Source organism: Mesorhizobium sp. L103C119B0 (assembly GCF_000502235.1).
GTDB lineage: Bacteria > Pseudomonadota > Alphaproteobacteria > Rhizobiales > Rhizobiaceae > Mesorhizobium.
This window is the reverse complement of sequence record NZ_AYXE01000002.1, coordinates 447,576-464,655: the sequence shown is the minus strand read 5'-3', so window position 1 is coordinate 464,655 and position 17,080 is coordinate 447,576. Positions and strand designations below refer to the sequence as shown.

At 62.3% G+C, this 17,080-nt stretch carries 20 protein-coding genes and 1 pseudogene; 9 read left to right on the top strand and 12 right to left on the bottom strand.

Annotated features, from left to right (window positions below; all coding sequences use genetic code 11):
• The first annotated feature begins 194 nt into the window (after window positions 1–194).
• The 3 genes and pseudogenes from X728_RS24835 (at window position 195) to X728_RS161530 (ending at window position 2,543) form a co-directional block, all read left to right on the top strand.
• Window positions 195–904 (top strand): annotated as a pseudogene (locus X728_RS24835) (PAS domain-containing protein).
• Window positions 905–1,028: 124 nt separating this feature from the next.
• Complete coding sequence (locus tag X728_RS161525; RefSeq protein ID WP_023667501.1) at window positions 1,029–1,646, top strand: PilZ domain-containing protein; 618 nt, start codon at window positions 1,029–1,031, stop codon at window positions 1,644–1,646.
• Window positions 1,647–1,934: 288 nt separating this feature from the next.
• The gene (locus X728_RS161530) at window positions 1,935–2,543 is read left to right on the top strand and encodes a transglutaminase-like cysteine peptidase (RefSeq protein WP_023830701.1); all 609 of its coding nucleotides are present in this window, start codon (window positions 1,935–1,937) and stop codon (window positions 2,541–2,543) included.
• A 244-nt stretch (window positions 2,544–2,787) separates the two neighbouring features.
• Here X728_RS161530 and X728_RS161535 read toward each other — a convergent pair whose 3' ends face one another.
• Complete coding sequence (locus tag X728_RS161535) at window positions 2,788–3,315, bottom strand: gamma carbonic anhydrase family protein (RefSeq protein ID WP_023830700.1); 528 nt, start codon at window positions 3,313–3,315, stop codon at window positions 2,788–2,790.
• A gap of 85 nt (window positions 3,316–3,400) precedes the next feature.
• Window positions 3,401–3,769 carry a hypothetical protein gene (locus tag X728_RS161540; RefSeq protein ID WP_023830699.1) on the bottom strand — a complete coding sequence of 123 codons (369 nt, stop codon included), beginning with the start codon at window positions 3,767–3,769 and terminating at the stop codon, window positions 3,401–3,403.
• A 110-nt stretch (window positions 3,770–3,879) separates the two neighbouring features.
• On the opposite strand from X728_RS161540, the gene X728_RS161545 reads away from it, so the two are divergent.
• On the top strand, window positions 3,880–4,605 hold the full coding sequence (locus X728_RS161545) for a hypothetical protein (RefSeq protein ID WP_023805266.1): 726 nt from the start codon (window positions 3,880–3,882) through the stop codon (window positions 4,603–4,605).
• Window positions 4,606–4,893: 288 nt separating this feature from the next.
• Here the strand turns inward: X728_RS161545 and X728_RS161550 are convergent, their stop codons facing one another.
• Both X728_RS161550 and cysE read right to left on the bottom strand, forming a co-directional pair.
• Window positions 4,894–5,097, bottom strand: a complete 204-nt coding sequence (locus tag X728_RS161550; RefSeq protein ID WP_006200852.1) for a DUF3126 family protein — start codon at window positions 5,095–5,097, stop codon at window positions 4,894–4,896.
• Between the two features lie 255 nt (window positions 5,098–5,352).
• On the bottom strand, window positions 5,353–6,201 hold the full coding sequence (gene cysE / locus X728_RS161555; RefSeq protein WP_023695384.1) for a serine O-acetyltransferase: 849 nt from the start codon (window positions 6,199–6,201) through the stop codon (window positions 5,353–5,355).
• Between the two features lie 133 nt (window positions 6,202–6,334).
• Here cysE and X728_RS161560 point away from each other — a divergent pair, with 133 nt between their 5' ends.
• Window positions 6,335–6,949, top strand: a complete 615-nt coding sequence (locus tag X728_RS161560; protein ID WP_023830698.1) for a hypothetical protein — start codon at window positions 6,335–6,337, stop codon at window positions 6,947–6,949.
• On the opposite strand, the gene X728_RS161565 is transcribed toward X728_RS161560, so the two are convergent.
• The 5 genes from X728_RS161565 to X728_RS0134110 all read right to left on the bottom strand — a co-directional run bounded on the left by X728_RS161565 (window position 6,946) and on the right by X728_RS0134110 (window position 10,368).
• Window positions 6,946–7,446, bottom strand: coding sequence for a GNAT family N-acetyltransferase (locus tag X728_RS161565; protein WP_023830697.1), 501 nt, complete (start codon window positions 7,444–7,446; stop codon window positions 6,946–6,948). The genes X728_RS161560 and X728_RS161565 overlap by 4 nt on opposite strands.
• A 39-nt stretch (window positions 7,447–7,485) precedes the next feature.
• Window positions 7,486–7,800 carry a hypothetical protein gene (locus tag X728_RS161570; protein WP_023688368.1) on the bottom strand — a complete coding sequence of 105 codons (315 nt, stop codon included), beginning with the start codon at window positions 7,798–7,800 and terminating at the stop codon, window positions 7,486–7,488.
• A gap of 508 nt (window positions 7,801–8,308) precedes the next feature.
• Complete coding sequence (locus X728_RS161580; protein ID WP_023688366.1) at window positions 8,309–9,076, bottom strand: alpha/beta hydrolase; 768 nt, start codon at window positions 9,074–9,076, stop codon at window positions 8,309–8,311.
• A gap of 10 nt (window positions 9,077–9,086) precedes the next feature.
• Window positions 9,087–9,659: a DUF192 domain-containing protein gene (locus X728_RS161585; protein WP_023815354.1), complete on the bottom strand. Its 573-nt coding sequence runs from the start codon at window positions 9,657–9,659 to the stop codon at window positions 9,087–9,089.
• 112 nt (window positions 9,660–9,771) lie between these two features.
• Window positions 9,772–10,368, bottom strand: coding sequence for a cold-shock protein (locus X728_RS0134110; protein ID WP_031194802.1), 597 nt, complete (start codon window positions 10,366–10,368; stop codon window positions 9,772–9,774).
• A 356-nt stretch (window positions 10,369–10,724) separates the two neighbouring features.
• Here X728_RS0134110 and X728_RS161590 point away from each other — a divergent pair, with 356 nt between their 5' ends.
• On the top strand, window positions 10,725–11,165 hold the full coding sequence (locus tag X728_RS161590) for a VOC family protein (protein WP_023830695.1): 441 nt from the start codon (window positions 10,725–10,727) through the stop codon (window positions 11,163–11,165).
• 133 nt (window positions 11,166–11,298) lie between these two features.
• On the top strand, window positions 11,299–11,592 hold the full coding sequence (locus tag X728_RS161595) for a DUF2218 domain-containing protein (RefSeq protein WP_023830694.1): 294 nt from the start codon (window positions 11,299–11,301) through the stop codon (window positions 11,590–11,592).
• Between the two features lie 96 nt (window positions 11,593–11,688).
• Here X728_RS161595 and X728_RS161600 read toward each other — a convergent pair whose 3' ends face one another.
• The 3 genes from X728_RS161600 to ilvA form a co-directional block, all read right to left on the bottom strand.
• Window positions 11,689–12,393 (bottom strand): outer membrane protein, encoded by a 705-nt coding sequence (locus X728_RS161600; RefSeq protein ID WP_023830693.1) that lies wholly within the window; start codon window positions 12,391–12,393, stop codon window positions 11,689–11,691.
• 150 nt (window positions 12,394–12,543) lie between these two features.
• Window positions 12,544–13,089, bottom strand: coding sequence for a DUF1697 domain-containing protein (locus X728_RS161605; protein ID WP_023830692.1), 546 nt, complete (start codon window positions 13,087–13,089; stop codon window positions 12,544–12,546).
• Window positions 13,086–14,342 (bottom strand): threonine ammonia-lyase IlvA, encoded by a 1,257-nt coding sequence (gene ilvA / locus X728_RS161610; protein ID WP_023830691.1) that lies wholly within the window; start codon window positions 14,340–14,342, stop codon window positions 13,086–13,088. Before ilvA ends, X728_RS161605 begins: the two co-directional genes overlap by 4 nt.
• Window positions 14,343–14,466: 124 nt before the next feature.
• Here ilvA and X728_RS161615 point away from each other — a divergent pair, with 124 nt between their 5' ends.
• Both X728_RS161615 and X728_RS161620 read left to right on the top strand, forming a co-directional pair.
• On the top strand, window positions 14,467–15,870 hold the full coding sequence (locus X728_RS161615; protein WP_031194799.1) for an aminopeptidase P family N-terminal domain-containing protein: 1,404 nt from the start codon (window positions 14,467–14,469) through the stop codon (window positions 15,868–15,870).
• 100 nt (window positions 15,871–15,970) lie between these two features.
• Window positions 15,971–17,044, top strand: coding sequence for an alpha/beta hydrolase (locus X728_RS161620; RefSeq protein WP_023691199.1), 1,074 nt, complete (start codon window positions 15,971–15,973; stop codon window positions 17,042–17,044).
• Window positions 17,045–17,080 lie beyond the last annotated feature (36 nt).

Genomic DNA, 17,080 nt, shown 5'->3' with positions numbered 1-17,080 from the left:
GTGGTTTTGGTGTGCCATGGCGAGCCTGTGCGCGCAACGTAAACCACTTGTTAACCTTAACGTCCCCGACCCGTGAACAAGTCTTAACGACGCTGGCACGCATCCTGCTCCGGAACGCATGTAGGTCATCGGAGGGCGCCCTTTCTGTTCACCGATGGGACCATCAGACGGCAGAATGCGCGGAGTTTCATAGCATGAACCAGAACGGATCAATCGCGCTGTTCCATTATTGGAATCGCCTGCGTGGCGGACGTCCTGCCCCAAAGCGTTCGGAGGTCGAACCGGCCGACATCAAGGCGCTTTTGGCCGACACCTTCATCCTGGAAAGGGATACGCGCGGCGAAGCGGTGTTCCGGCTTGCCGGCACCAGGCTTTGCGCCGGCTACGGCCGCGAGCTCAAGGGGTTTTCGTTCCCCTCGCTATGGCGTGAGAAGGACCAGCGGCTGGTGTCGCGCCTCATTCACGGCGTTTTCGAGCAGAAATCCGTGGTGTCGATCACTTATGAGGGATTCAGCCGCAACGGCCGTTCCAACCACTTCGAACTGCTTGCGCTGCCGCTCGATGGCGGCGTCGAGAACCCGCGCTGCCTCGGCGTCATCAGCGCCGTGGAAAAGCCGTTCTGGCTGGGCGCCGACCCGATCACCGACGCGCTGATCGACGCCATCCGGGTCATCGATCCCGACAAGGAACCGATGTTCCTGAAAAACCGGCCGGAAATATCCGTTCCGTCGTTGGCTCCCGAACTCGAAGCGCCGGAGACCATCTCGGCGCTCGGTNAAACCGGCCGGAAATATCCGTTCCGTCGTTGGCTCCCGAACTCGAAGCGCCGGAGACCATCTCGGCGCTCGGTCGGTCGCGCCGTATCCGCCACCTCGTCGTGTTCGACGGCGGGCGCGAGCAATAGTCTCCAAGCCGGCGCTAATCTTAACTATCGGCGACCCACTTTTCTCCTTTGTTAACCTGCTTGGCTGTAGTTTTGGCCGAGATTCCACGCACGACGCGGGAATGCCAACGGGGTGTAGGCAGTCATGAGGTCAGCGGCGGTCGAATACGCACCGTCCCGCGCCGAAAGGCGTAACTTTCAGCGCGTCCGGGTCAAGATCTACGGGCGCTTCATGCTGGAGGACCGCACCGAACACCCTTGCCAGGTCGTCGATATGTCACCGGGCAATGTCGCGTTGCGCACCGAGCGCGTCGGCATGCCGGGCGAAAAAATCATTGCCTATATCGATCATATCGGCCGCATCGAGGGCGTGGTGACGCGCACTTCGCAGGACGGCTTTGCTATGACCGTCATTGCCTCGGATCGCAAGAAGGACAAACTGGCCGCGCAGTTGACCTGGCTCGCCAACAAGCATGAACTCGACCTGCCGGAAGACCGCCGCCACGAACGCGTGGCGCCGCGCAACCCGACAAGCGTGCTGCAGCTCACCGATGGGCGCCAGTATCAGTGCCGCATCATCGACCTGTCGCTGTCGGGCGCGGCGGTCGAGATCGACGTCAAGCCGGCGCTCGGCATCCAGGTCATGCTGGGCACCATGCGTGGCCAGGTGGTGCGTCATTTCGAGGATGGCGTTGCCATCGAATTCGCCGTCATCCAACGCCCGGAAACGCTCGATTCCGAGTTCAACGCCCCGCGCGCCTGAACGATCGGCAACAGGCAGCAAAAACGAACCGGCCCTGCGCGGCCGGTTTTTTGTTGCCGGCGTTCCGCCTGCCTCTCCAGCTTGTAGCGGCACGCAGCAAATCCACGGCTCCACCCGGAAATCCGCGCCCCGACACCGCGGGTTTACGCCGAGACCTGAACGATTTTATATTAAAATAGGTCAAATTTTACGCGTATTCTATTGAGCTTTTACTCAATGTCTACTTCGGGTTTTTGCGTCAAATAAATCCAACGCTGTCATTGTCTCCTCAAACGGGGAGACTGACGAATGGCAAAGACGTGGGGCAAGCTGTTGCTCTTGGCAATGGCGATGCAGCTTTCCGCTTGGGGAACGGCGCAAGCAGCAGGACCGGCCTACATGCACACTGGCGGCCGCACGACACAGCCGGTCGGTCACTACGAATTCTGCCAGAAGCTGCCGCAGGAGTGCGCTCAGCGCACGCCGAAGCAGGCACCGGTCGAACTGACCCGCAAGCTGTGGGCGGCGATCGTCGACGTCAACAATTCTGTCAACACCCGGATCGTGCCGCGCACCGACATGGAAATGTGGGGCAAGGAAGAGGTCTGGTCCTATCCCGGCAGCGGCTTCGGCGACTGCGAGGACTATGCGCTGGAGAAGCGCCGCGAATTGATGGCGCTTGGCGTTCCCGCCGGCAATCTCTTGATGACCGTGGCGCGCCAACAAAATGGCGACGGCCATGCGGTGCTGACCGTGCGCACCAGCCTCGGCGAGTTCATCCTCGATAATCTGGAGTCCAAGGTGCTGTCCTGGACCGACACAGACTACACCTACCTGAAGCGCCAGTCCGACCAGAATTCCGGCGTGTGGGTGACGATCAATGACGGTCGCGCCGACGCGGTTGCCAGCGTCCGCTAGGACGCCATCACAGAGGTCAAGCACATCGAATAATGCGACGTGCCTAACGAGAAAGCCCGGTCGAGTCCCCACCCTCCCCGTCCCCAACGACCGGGTTTTAAGGAGCCGGCCCCGTCCCCGGGCCGGCTCCACCATTTCAGACCATGATCCCGAACCGAAGGACCGCGGCAGCGAAAAGTGAGAACCGGTTTTTGCTGCGCTGACCTGCCGTTCGGAAAAGATCATCGTCAAACAGGAATAGAGTTCAGGCCTTCTTCAGCCCGGCCTTGAAGCGCTTGCCGTTGGCGACATAGTGCGCGGCCGAGCCGCGCAGCTTGGCGACCGCGGCATCGTCCAGCGTCCTGATCACCCGCGCGGGGGAGCCGACGATCAGGCAATTGTCGGGGAACTCCTTGCCTTCGGTGACCAGTGCGCCGGCGCCGACCAGGCAATTCCTGCCGATCCTGGCGCCGTTGAGCACGATGGCGCCCATGCCGATCAGGCTGTTGTCGCCGATCGTGCAGCCATGCAGCAAGGCGCGGTGGCCGATCGTGCAGCCCTGCCCGATCGTCAGCGGAAAGCCGGGGTCGGTGTGCATCACCGTATGCTCCTGGACATTGCTGTCGGCACCGATGACGATCGCCTCGTTGTCGCCGCGGATGACCACGCCAAACCAGAAGCCGGCATTGCGACCGACGCTGATGTCGCCGATCAACGTCGCGTCCGGCGCGATCCAGTTGCTGTCGGCATCCTCGAAACGGGGCGCTTTTCCGTCGATTGCGTAGGTCGGCATTTGCAGTCTCCGATTCGTCGCAGGCCGGGACAAACCCTAGAACAATCCGAGGAAAACCGCGTGCCGGTTTTCTCCCGCATTTGCCTCAAGGCAAATACCGCGCCAGCGATTCCACCAAAAGCAGAAGCGCACCAGGAGAGTTGATGCCCCAGGAGGCAATGGCGATCAGCACGATGCCCAGCACCAGCGCCCAGGCGATCACCGTGCAGCCGCAGGACATCAGCATGAGCGTGGAAATGCGGCCTTCGCGCCGCGCATCGAGCGCATCGTTGGCGAGCATGAACGGCCCGGCGCAAGCGGTCGTGGCCAGCGAGCGCAGGATGTACGCCGGCGACACATAAGGCTCGGCAAAGGCAAGCCGGCGGCCCGCCGCCAGTTCCATCACGGACCCAGCGAGCCCGCAGGCGGTGAGCCCGACGGCAAAAGCAAAGAGAACGGGTAGCAGCAGGCTCATCTTTACCTTCCGTTTACCATGAAATCGCACAGTCGCGTCCAGCGCAGCAAGAGCCATGCCGCGGCATGTGTGCCGCCTAGGGACAGAGGGCGGCGACTATGGGGATTGCGATGAAGCAGGCAGCGACCGCAGAAGAGTTCAACGTCGTCGATTCCGTGCTGATGAAGCGGGTGTTCTATGCTTTTGCCGCACTGGCGCTGCTGTCGCTGGCGATCAGCCTTGGCGGAAAATGGTTCGGCCGCTCGATCGCCATGGCCGGCTACACCGACGACATCACGGTCCACAGGGTAGTGATCGGCAACAATGTCATTGCCGTGCCGGCCAACGCCATCCGCTTCCTGCAGGCGCGGCGCGACGGCATCGCTTCGCGCCTCGACCTCTATCTGCGCTATCCCCAGATGGACGGCTACAGCGAAGCCGCCCGCGACGATTTCAACCACACGGGGGCCGCCAAAAACATCATCTTCCTGTCGTTTGAACCGCAGATGATGTCGCGCGACATGAGCGGCCGTTTCGCGCCGATCTATAGCGCGCTCATCAGCCAGCCCGGCGCGCCCGGCCCCGGCGGCACGACGATTTACGGTTTTACGGAAAAATCAGGCTATCTCAACGAGGTGCTCGCGGTCGCCGGCCGGGCCGGCAAGGACCCGTTCGTCGCCCGCTGCCTGAGCGGACCGAGCGCCGAGGAATCGCTGGCGCCCTGCGAGCGGGACATCCAGGTCGGCGACAGCCTCAGCCTGACCTACCGCTTTCCCCGGGAGTTGCTGGGCAACTGGCCGGCGCTTGACGCCGCTATCGTCGCCGAGGCCACGCGCGTCCTGAAGACCGGGCGCTAGCCTGCCTCTGTTCGGGCGAAGCGAAGCGGCGCAGAAGTTTACGAACGTTGGCGGGACAGCACCCCCCTCTGTCCTGCCGGACATCTCCCCCGCAAGGGGGAGATTACGCCCCCATCACTGCTTTCGCCAATTATCGAGGTTGCAGAAGAAGAGCCGAGGAACTGCCGATCTCCCCCCTTGCGGGGGAGATGTCCGGCAGGACAGAGGGGGGTGGGAAGGATCGCCGAGGCTTGCTCTTCATCTCCCCACTTCGTTGGAGATAGGCAACTCCGATCCCCAGTTCCGCGATCAGGCCAGATCGATGTCGAGGATCGCCATCGAGAAATTATAGTCGCCGTCGTCCTCGTCCTTGAAGACGATGCCGAGGAACTCGTCGCCGACATAGACCTCGGCCGAATCTTCCTTGCGCGGCCGCGCCTTCACCTCGAGTTTGGGATTCTGGAAGACGCGCTTGAAATAGGCGTCCAGCTTTCTGATTTCGTCCGGCTTCAAAAGTCTTCTCCGATCGTCGGGCTTGCTCGTTGGAACGCGCTTCTGGCACGTCGACAATGGCGATGTAAAGGCAAGCCGGTTGGATAGAACGCGAACCCTGGAGCCGGATGATTTCAGGTCGAATCCAAATCCGCCTCTAAATCAAGGAGGTAGAGCATGATGTCGTCCGAAAACCGCTTCACACTTTTCGGCATCATGCTCCAGAGGCAACGGCGCCGGCAACCGGACTCAGTCCGGCACGCCGGGTGTTGCAAATCAGATGTCGAAGCTGACGACCTGGTCCATCGACTGCGACGGCAAAAGCTGGTCCATCTGCCGCGAAGGCTGGTCGCAGCCGGTCTCGCCGACGACGCGGGCCGGTACGCCGGCAACCGTCTTGTTGTGCGGCACCGGCGACAGCACGACCGAGCCTGCCGCGATCTTCGAGCAATGGCCGATCTCGATATTGCCGAGAATCTTGGCGCCGGCGCCGATCAGCACGCCGTAACGGATCTTGGGGTGACGGTCGCCGCCGGCTTTGCCGGTGCCGCCCAGCGTCACGCCGTGCAGGATCGACACATCGTCCTCGATCACCGCCGTCTCGCCGACGACGAGGCCGGTGGCGTGGTCGATGAAGATGCCCTTGCCGATGCGGGCGGCCGGGTTGATGTCGGTCTGGAACACCGAGGACGAGCGGCTCTGCAGATAGAGCGCGAAATCCTTGCGGCCCTGATTCCACAGCCAATGTGCCAGCCTGTGCGTCTGGATGGCATGGAAACCCTTGAAATAGAGCACTGGCATGATGAAGCGGTCGCAGGCCGGATCGCGGTCGTAATAGGCCTGGATGTCGACACGAACGATCGACGACCATTCCTTGTCGTCGGCCAGCATCGACTTGAACGTCTGGCGGATGAGGTCGGAGCCGATGTCCTGATGCGCGAGCCGCTCGGCGAGCCGATGGATGACAGCTTCCTCCAGGCTCTCCTGGTTGAGGATGGTCGAATAGAGGAACGCCGCCAGAAGCGGGTCGCGGTTGACCGCTTCCATCGCCTCGTCGCGGACCGAACGCCAGATCGGATCGACCGGCTGCACCTTTGTGGGGCGGGAAATGCTGATGCTGTTCATCGACGTCTTGTCCTGCGTCCTGGCCGCTTGCCTATTCTCCGGCGGCACATATAAGCCAGATCATAGCACGATTGAACTCAATTTTCCTTAGTGCTCGGTGAAATGGATTTGGTTCACGGAAATTCAAGCCGCCATGGAAAACGAACCCTTGATCGACGCCCCGCTGAAACGCGCGCTTTGCCGGCTCTATCAAGCTCCGGATCGCCACTATCACAACCTCGCCCATATCGAGGCGTTGCTGGCGCTGGCGGACCAATATCGAGCATCGCTGCATGATTCCGGCGCCGTCGAAGCCGCAATCTGGTTCCACGACGCCATCTATGACAGCCGCGCCAAGGACAACGAGGCAAGGAGTGCGGCACTTGCGCAGGACAAACTTGCCGCCCGCACCGATCCGGAGCGCCTCGGCCGCATCGCGGCGATGATCGTCGCCACTGCCACGCATGAACTGCCCAGCCTTCAACCACGGGGCCTTGCCGATGAGAACGCCCTCCGCGACGCAGCGCTTTTCCTCGACATGGACCTGGCGATACTGGGTGCGTCAGCCGACGCTTTCGACGCCTACGAACAAGCGGTCCGACGCGAATATGGCTGGGTCGAGGAGCCTATGTGGCGCGCCGGCCGCGGCGCGATTCTCAAGACTTTCCTCGCGCGCCAGCATATTTTTCACTCGCAGGAATTCCGCCACAGGTTCGAGCCCCAGGCCAAGCAAAACCTGGCGCGGTCTCTAGAAACGCTCAAATCCTAATCCGGAAATGTCTCCATGCGCTGCGCATAGGCTTTGAAACCGGCGCGCCTGTAGACCGATTGCGCGGCCGGATGGTCGCATGTGTCGGTATGAAGCCAGACCCTTTGCGGCGCCCGCGACCAGATGGCGCGAAGCGCCTGGTCGAGCAGGAACGGGCCGAGCCTGCGACCCTGGAAGGCGGGAACCAGCCCGAAATGAACCAGCTCGACCTCAGGCTGGCCGACGCCGTTGAATTCGCACAGACCAGCGGCCACGCCCTCGACGCGCAGCACATGGATATGTGTCGAGGGCAGCGCCAGCAGGCGCTCGAGGTCTTCCGCCGGCATGCGCAGCCGCTGGTCCCACTGCACCGGCTCGCCGACAGCGCGGTAGAGGTCGATGTAAGCGGCGCTGTCCAGCCTTTCCGGCGCCACCGTGGTCGCTGCTGCAGGGCTGACGCGTGCAGGCGCCAAATCGCGCGGGCGCATCTCCATGTAGGTGACGAGAAGATCAACCAAAGCGGCACCGCCTCCGGCTGCAAGCCAGACGAAGATCGATCACCTGAAGGCGCCAACGGACTTGGTCGCCGCCCAAACAAAGAACAGGCCGATCACCAACGACAGCCCGTTGAGGAGGATACCGACGATGCCGAGGACATGATTGTCGTTTGAACGTCCCAGTGCCATCAAGCCAAAAACCACGCCGGTGATGTGCGCCAGCGGCGCCGCAACGAGAAACACCACCAGAAAAACCCCACCGAGGACGTTTTGAGCGGCCAGCGACGCCTCGCCTGGCATCAACGCCAGCGTGACCACCGCCGCAACATCCATTGCGAACGCCAGCAGGGCCAGGATCACCGAGCGTTTGCCCAAGCTGCTCCGCCCCACCACGCCGGGCATTGCTATCGTGCTTCTTCCCCATCCGGCCATTACTCGTCCCCGATCAGGTGAAAGCGCCGATCGTCGATGCCATTGCCACAAGCAGCAGGAAGNGCAGGAAGCCAACCGCCAGGGAGCCGCCGTTGAGCAGGATGCCGACGACCCCAAGCACGCGGCTATCGTTCGAACGCACCAGCGCCATCAGCCCGAAAATCAATCCGGCAATATGCGCCAACGGCCCTGCCAGCAGGAAAACCGCCATGAAGAAAGCCGTGGCGATGTTCTGGGCACGCTCGGATGCGTGGGCCGGCAGCGCCACCATTGTGGTCAGCGCTATCACACCGGCACCGAAGGCGAGCAGCGCCAGGATGACGGAACGCTTGCCGAACATGCTTGTCACGACGGCGCCCGGCAGAGCGTCGGCGCTTCTTCCCCATTGAGCCATTGTTTGCCACCCCTCGCCGGCCGCCCAATCCATTTCGCCCGAAAAATCGCTTACCGGTTAAAGCGGATTTTCGGCATAAAACTCCAAAACCCGCTGCTTGAAGGTCTTGTCGCCCACAGCCAGCATATGGTCGCGGCCGTCTATGTGAAACACCTTGGCGTTCGGCATCAGCGCGGCGAGCTCGTCGGGCGAGCCGCCGATATCGTCTGTCGTCCCGACCGCAATCAGCGTCGGTTGGGCGATGCGCGTCATGTCGTGTTCGCTGAGCAGTTCGCGCGACGTGGCGATGCAGGCGGCCAGCGCGCGGCGGTCGCTGCGCGTCTGATCGGCAAAGGCGCGAAAGGAGCGGCCGCGCGGATGGCTGGTGGCGGCCGGATCGTCGGCCAGCAGCGCCTCGGCGATCGGGTCCCAGTCGCCGACGCCGTCGACCATGCCGATGCCGAGCCCGCCGAAGACCAGAGTCGCCACCTTGCCGGGATCCGACAGCGCCAGGAACGCCGCGATGCGCGCGCCCATCGAATAGCCCATGACATGCGCGCGGCCGATGCCGAGATGGTCGAGCAGGGCCGCCGCGTCCGAAGCCATTTTGGCTGGTGTGTAGTCGGCCTCGTCATAGCTTTTCGACGACGAGCCGTGGCCGCGATTGTCGAAGGCGATGGCGCGATAGCCGGCATCGTTCAGCGTCTTGAACCAGCCGGGCGATACCCAGTTGACATAGTGGCTGGAGGCAAAGCCGTGGATCATCAGCACCGGATCGCCATCGCCCGACGCCGGCTGGCGGTCGAGGAAGGCGAAGTCGAACCCGTCATGGGAGAAGAATTGCATCGGGAGCGGCTCAGCCGGCGCCGGGCGTGGGCGCGTTGCCCTTGTCCGATGGCGGCATGCCGGGGCCGGACACCGTGCCGACGGCCGGATGGCGCAGCAGATCGCCATAGTCGATGCCGTTTTTGGCGGCGGTGCCGGCCTTGAGCTCCAGCACGAAGCGCACTGGCACACCCGGCGAGATGACTGCATCGGACAATGGAGTGCCGTGCTTGACGGCCCGGACCTTGCCGTCCTGTCCAACAAAGATCAGGTCGAGCGGCATCGGCGTGTTGTGCATCCAGAAGCCGACCTGCTTCTGCATCTCGAAGACGAACAGCATGCCATGATTGTCGGCCATATCCTGGCGATACATCAGGCCGGCCTCGCGTTCCGAGTCGGTGTCGGCGACTTCGATGGAAAAGGATTTATTGCCCCCTTTCGTCGCCACGACCAAGGGTGTCGGATCGACGGGAAGGATCATCGCCTGACCGCCGGCGATCGTCTGCTGGGATGCGGTCGGCTGCCCGGAATAGAAGTAAGCGCCTGCGGCTACCGCAACGATGACGCAGAGCGCGCCCGCTGTCAGCCAGTTCCTGTACGCCATTGGAAATCCTCGACCAAAGACCATGATCCCTAAAAGTGGTCTCAGGTATTCGGATAAGATCGTGGTGAAACCAAGAAAGAGCCGTCCTGATTTCCTCAGGAGGGCTCGCGTCCTAATGCGCGACCGGCAAGGTGCCCATATCGGGGTGAATCTCGGCAGCCATGAGGCCCTTGTCACCGCGTCCGAAACGCACCAGCACGACCTGTCCGGGCCTGAGCTCGGTGATGCCATAGCGGCGCAGCGTCTCCATATGGACGAAGATATCCTCGGTGCCCTCGCCGCGCGTCAGAAAGCCGAAGCCCTTGGTGCGGTTGAACCACTTAACCAGCGCCCGCTCGAGCCCGCTTTCCGGCGTCACCGCCACATGGGTGCGCTGTTCCTGCATCTCGGCCGGATGGACCGCGGTGGCGGTGTCCATGGACAGCACCCGGAACGCCTGCAAACCACGGTCGCCGTGCTTGACAAGGCACACGACACGCGCGCCCTCCAATGCAGTCTGAAAACCGTCCTTTCGAAGGCAGGTGACATGGAGGAGGATGTCGCCCGAAGAACCGTCATCGGGTAGTATGAAACCGTAGCCCTTGGCCACGTCGAACCATTTGATGGCGCCGGCGATTTCGACAAGGTCGGCGGTATCGCCGCCACTGTCGCGCTTCAGGGCGTCGTCAAGGTTCTCATCCCGCCTCGTGAAAGAGGCCTTATCCCCCATAAGAACGCCCCCTTTTTTCAAGAAAACCGCAAGTGATTCTTGACATTAGATTAACACCGCCGCTTCCGGGGTGTGCAAGACCTGCCGTGCCTTTTTTCACGGTTGAATACAGGAATAGCTGACTTGTTGTTTGCCGGCGTCGCTGCCGACTGCAATGGCGATCCATCAAGGCGGTCAACCGGTCGGCAATTTGCATCGGATTTTGCCGAAATCGGCAACCACTTGTGTCCGGCGCTTTGTCAGAGCAATCTGATTTTTCCAAAACCGGTGACCACTTTTCCAGTCCGATGCTCGTTGCCCTTCGGCGGGGTGGACCTTATGTTGCCTCGCAACCCAAACATCCCCGAGGAAATCCCATGCGCTACCTCCACACAATGGTCCGTGTCGCCGACGTCGATGTCTCGCTCGATTTCTACTGCAACAAGCTCGGCCTTCAGGAAGTGCGCCGCTACGAAAACGAGCAGGGCCGCTTCACGCTGATCTTCCTCGCCGCCCCCGAGGATGTAGAAAGCGGCATCACTGAGAAGGCGCCGCTGATCGAACTGACCTACAATTGGGATCCGGAGGAGTACAAGGGCGGCCGCAATTTCGGCCATCTCGCCTATGAGGTCGACGACATCTACGCCACATGTCAGCATCTGATGGACAATGGCGTCGTCATCAACCGGCCGCCGCGCGACGGCAACATGGCCTTCGTCAAGTCGCCGGACGGCATCTCCTTCGAACTGCTGCAGAAGGGCCCGGCCAAACCCAAGGCCGAGCCGTGGGCATCGATGCCGAACACCGGCACCTGGTAGCGATCACGCCATCTTGAGCGAGGCGGCCGCGCCGACAAGCCGGCCGCCTTTGCCATTTCGACCAACGGCACCTATTTACCTGCCTGTCGCGCCAGCCAAGCAAAGCCAGTGCCTCATCCAGGAGAATTCGTTCATGCCGACCAGCCGTGCCGATGTCACCACCGCGTATGCCAGCCGCTATCTGCAGCAGTTGTGCAAGCACTGGGCGCACAAATTTCCCGTCGAGTTCGATCCGAACCACGGCACCATCGATCTGTCGCTCGGCCGCACTGTCATGGATGCCGATGCGGCAGCGCTGCATATCACTGTGTCGACGGAGGAAAGCGGATCGCTGGAGCGCATGCAGAGCGTCGTTGCCGATCACATCAAGCGCTTTGCCTTCCGCGAGGAGCTGACTTTCGAGTGGAAGCAGGCTCCGGCGACCTGATCTGCTGTCAGCCGCAACGCCGAACGCCGGAAGCTGCCAGCCTCGGGTCACGTTATGGCGTCACTTGGTTGCGACGCCGTCGGAACGACGGATCGATCAGAACTTGTAGTTCAGGCCGATCTTGATCGTATGGGCGTCGATCTTCACCTTTGCGTCGTTGCCCTCGATATCTGTCAAACGGACCTTACCGAAGTCGAAGTACTGGTATTCCAGCTTCGTGGTCCATTTGTCGGCGAAGGCCCATTCGACACCGCCACCGATCGTATAGCCGAAGCGGCCTCCGCTCCTCGATGCGCTGCTGTCCGGGTCGGGCACCCCGTCAAAATCGAAAGTATCGCCATAACTCATTTTGTAGTGAGTCGCCGCCGCGCCGCCCTTGGCGTAGATCAGCAGCCTGTCGGTGGCGTAGCCCAGACGTGCCGTCAGATCGCCATAGACGCCCAGTTTCGCCGATCCGAAATTGTCCGGCTCTTCGACGATAGTCCTGTCGCCGTCGAGGCCGAGATAGCCCAGATCGGCTTCGACGCCATAGACGAATGCTCCGGACTGCCAGTTGTAACCGGCCTGAACGCCGCCGAGGAAGCCGTCGGTATCGACGTCATGGGTCTGACCAAGCTCCTCGTCGAAGAAGGAATCCGTCTGGTCGACCGCGTCACCGCGTCCCCAGCCATAGCCGGCGTTGATGCCGACATAGCCACCCGACCAGACAAACCCTGCCGGTACGGTCTCAATCACGTCGGCGGCGAACGTCGCGCCGCAAGCCGAAATCAGGAAAGTGGATGCGAGAAGCAGACGTTTCATGAAACTCCCCAATGCAGTCGGAAAGAGCATAGCACAGACATGCAGTATTCATTAAGCTGCCCAGGCCGGAAAATCGGAAATTGTTGCAGAAAAACAACTGTTTAGCCGAGACTTAATTAGCATCGCGCCCGCAACGCAGATCTAAGCGATTCAAAGCGAACGCGCCATCTGCAGCAGCGCCAGCACCGACCGCCAGTTGCGCGCGGTGCCTGGCACTTTCAACGTGCGCGGGATCAGCCCGGCGAACACCGATTTGCCGAGCCCGTCTGGCGCCTTGAGGTAGAGCACGTCGCCCTTGACCTCGAAGCTTTCCGGGCCGGTGCATTTTTCGGCAAGCCTGGCGATCTCGTCCGCCGTCGGCTGGCGCTCCAGCGTATAGGCATGGAGCTTGGTCGGATCGCCGGCGACTTCCGGATAAGGATTCTCCTTCACCAGCCGTTCGAGCCAGGAGAGATCGCGCACCAGGATGCGCGAGTGAAAGCCCCATTTTTTCTCGAAGGCCGCCTCTATCTGTTTGGTCAGCGTGGCGGCGTCGCCCTTCGTGGCCCGGAACACGACATTGCCGCTCTGCACATAGCTGGCGACATCGGTGAAGCCGAGCGCCTCGAAAAACGCCCGCAACTCCGCCATCTTGACGATGCGGTTGCCGCCGACATTGATCCCGGAAAACAGCGCGACGAACACGGCACCGCTCATATGATGAACCCGGCCAGGGTCTCGTTGTCGGTGATGTCCTGATAGTGGACGCCCTCGGCCTCGAAATTCGCCTTCAGCAGGTCGAAATTGCGCCGGTCCCTGGTTTCGATGCCGATTAGCACAGAGCCGAAATTGCGTGCCGATTTCTTCAAATATTCGAAGCGGGCGATATCATCGTCGGGACCGAGCAGATCGAGGAAGTCGCGCAGCGCGCCCGGCCGCTGCGGAAAGCGGATGATAAAATATTTCTTCAGCCCCTCGAAGCGCAGCGCCCGCTCCTTCACGTCGGGCAGCCGCTCGAAATCGAAATTGCCGCCCGACACCACCGCGACGATGGTCTTGCCGCGGATTTCCTTGCGCGAAAAATCCTTCAACGCGTCGATCGCCAAGGCACCGGCCGGCTCCAGCACCACACCTTCGATGTTGAGCATCTCGATCATGGTGGCGCAGAGCCGGTTCTCAGGGATCAGCCGCACCGCCTGAGCGGCGAACTCCTTGAGGTGGCGCAACGGCTCGCGGCCGATCTCGGCCACCGCCGCGCCGTCGACGAAATTGTCGACATTGGCGAGCCGGACGCGCTTGCCGCCGGCCAGGCTCTGATGCAGGCTCGGCGCACCGGCCGGTTCGCAAAAGACGTAGCGCGCGTCACGTTGCTGATCGGCGAAATAGTGCGTCACCCCCGCGGCCAGGCCACCGCCGCCGACCGGCAGCATGATGATGTCGGGCATGCGCGCGCCCGGCATCTGGCCGGCGATCTCATAGGCGACCGTCGCCTGCCCCTCGATAATGTCCTTGTGGTCGAAGGGCGGCACCATATGCGCGCCGGAACTTTCGGTGAATTCGAAGGCGGCGCGGTAGCAGTCGTCGAAGAAGTCGCCGACCAGCCTGATCTCGACGAAATCGCCGCCGAACAGCCGCGTCTTGTCGATCTTTTGCTGCGGCGTCGTCACCGGCATGAAGACCACGCCCTTCTTGCCGAAATGGCGGCAGACGAAGGCAAAGCCTTGCGCATGGTTGCCGGCCGAGGCGCAGACGAACAGCTCGGCCTCGTTGCCTGCGGCCAGCGCCTTGCGGAAAAAGTTGAAGGCGCCGCGGATCTTGTAGGAGCGCACCGGCGAAAGATCCTCGCGCTTCAACAGCACCCGAGCCCCCGTCTTCTTCGACAAATAGTCGTTTTCCTGCAGCGGCGTTTCGGGAAAGATCTCGCGGATCGCGGCTGCGGCGGTGGCGACACGGAAGGAGAAACTGTTCATGGCGCCGTCACCTCTGGATCGAATGGTTCGAAGGCGAAGCCTATTGCACAATTCGCCGTTTGCAGCCACCGATGCGGCGCGGCCGCTTTGGCGCGCCAGCAGGAAATCCACTGGAGCCATCCTCATGCCTGTTTCGGCTGTCGCCCTGAAGACCGTAGACCTTCCTGAATTCGGCGAGCCAACAGTGATGCCGCTAGTTCAGCGGCGGACCTACGAAGCGCGCATCGAGGCTCTGCTGGCGCGCGGCGCCGAGGCCGGGCTCGACGCCTTCGCCGTCTATGGCGACCGCGAGCACGCGGCCAATGTCGCCTATCTCAGTGGTTACGATCCGCGTTTCGAGGAGACGCTGCTGGTCATCGTTCCCGGCAGCCAGCCAAAGCTTCTCGTCGGCAATGAGGGTTGGGGCTATGCCGAAATCTGCGACGGGCCTTACGAGCGCGTCCTTTACCAGACCTTCTCGCTGCCGGCGCAGCCACGCGACCGCTCCGCCTCACTTGCCGACACTCTTGCCGCCTGCGGCCTGAAAGCCGGCCAGAAGATCGGCGCCATCGGCTGGAAGCCGTTCGGGCCCGGCGATGGCGGCGTTGGCGAGACGACGCTCGACCTGCCGTCCTTCATCGCCGATACGCTGCGCACACTGGCCGGCGACAGAGGCGCGGTGGTCAACGCCGCCAACCTGTTGATGAACCCATCCGACGGCCTACGCGCCATCAACGAGGCAGACCAATTGGCGTCCTTCGAATTCGCCGCGACCTTTTCCTCGCAGGGCCTGCGCAACGTGCTTGGGAATATTGAGCCCGGCATGAGCGAATTGCAGGCCGCGCGGCTGATGGGGATCAACGGCCTGCCCCTGTGCTGCCACCCGATGCTGTCCGCCGGCAGGCGTGCGCCCTACGGCTTGCCTAGCCCGCGCCTCGACATCATCAAGCGCGGCGATCCCGTCACCATGGCCTATGGCATCCAGGGCTCGCTCAACGCCCGCGCCGGCTTCCTGGTCGAGAGCGCGGCCGAACTGCCGCGCGAGATAAGCGACTATGTCGAACAGCTGGTAGCGCCCTATTTCGCCGCCGTCGTCGACTGGTACGAGACCATCGGCATAGGCGTTGCCGGCGGAGCGCTTTGGAAAGCCGTGCACGACCGCATAGGCGACCCGTTCTTCGGCGTCTCGCTCAATCCCGGCCATCTCGTCCATATCGACGAATGGATGCATTCGCCGGTGTTTTCCGGCTCGGACATCAAGCTGCGGTCCGGCATGGCGCTGCAGGTCGACATCATTCCGGCGACCGGAACCAGCTATTTCACCACCAACATCGAGGACGGTATCGCGCTTGCCGATGAGGCGTTGCGCGAGGAGATCGCGGCCCGCTATCCCGAGGCATGGCGCCGCATCGAGGCGCGCCGCGCCTTCATGGGCGATGTGCTCGGCATCAGGCTCAAGCCCGAGGTATTGCCCTTCTCCAACATCCCTGCGTTCCTGCCGCCATTCTGGCTTTCGCGCAACAGTGCGATGACCGTGGCTCGACGCTGACCACATTTCGGCTGGACACGACTTACTTCTGCCGCACTCTCACTGTCCGGGAGGTGCCGCGGGGGTATATGGGCCTTTTGGCCGGAGTGGAATTTTTGACGTGCGTTTGAAGACGATTTGCATTCTTGCACTTGCCCTGTTGATCGCCGGCTGCGGCGGCCGCAAAACCGAGGAACTGCTCGGCAGCGCCGTCATGTCCACGCCGGTGACCGAAATCTCGGGCAATCACTCGATCTTCATTGCCACCACACGCAAGAAATCCGACGATCCCAACAAAGTTTTCGACGGCGAACGCTCGGCGACGCTTAACTACGCCCGCGTCACCGTCACCGTTCCCGGCGTCCACCAGACCGGCCAGATCGAGCGCCGCTCGCGCGGCAAGTCGAACGACCCGGCGAAATACTTCATGGCTTCCGAGGTCGTCGGCTACGATGCGCAGCCTCAATTCTCAAGCGCGCTCAACGCCGACATCGCCGCGCGCGGCGGCCGCGTCATGGTCTTCGTGCATGGCTACAACACCGGCTTCGACGACGCGGTCTACCGCCTGACCCAGATCGTCCACGATTCCGGCTATCCCGGCACGCCGGTGCTGTTTTCCTGGGCATCGGGCGCCAGAACCACCGACTATGTGTATGACAAGGAAAGCGCCAGCGCCGCCCGCGATCAGCTGGAGGTGACATTGCGCATGCTGCAGCAGTCCGGCGCGCGGCGCATCGACATCGTCGCCCACTCGCTCGGAACCTGGGTGACCATGGAAACGCTGCGCCAGATGGCCATCACCGGCGACCGCGATCTCGGCGGCAAGCTCGGCGATGTCGTGCTGGCCTCTCCGGACATCGACGTCGACGTCTTCAAGAGCCAGATGCGCCGCTACGGCAAGCCGGACAAGCCGTTCATCCTGCTGCTCTCCGACGACGACCGGGCGCTGCGGCTCTCAGGCCTGATCGCAGGCTCGCGGCCACGCGTCGGCGACTACAAGGATGCCGCCGACCTCGCCGCTTATGGCGTCACCGTGGTCGACCTTTCCAAGGTCAAGGGAGGCGACAGCTTCAACCACACCAAGTTCGCCGACAATCCCGAACTGGTGAAGATGATCGGCCAACGGCTGCGCGAGGATGACGGCTTTGCCAGCGACCAGACGGTGACCGACCGCATCAGCGCGCTCGGACAATAAGGCTGTTGCCTTGCGGCGACCGTCGCCGCGTGAGGT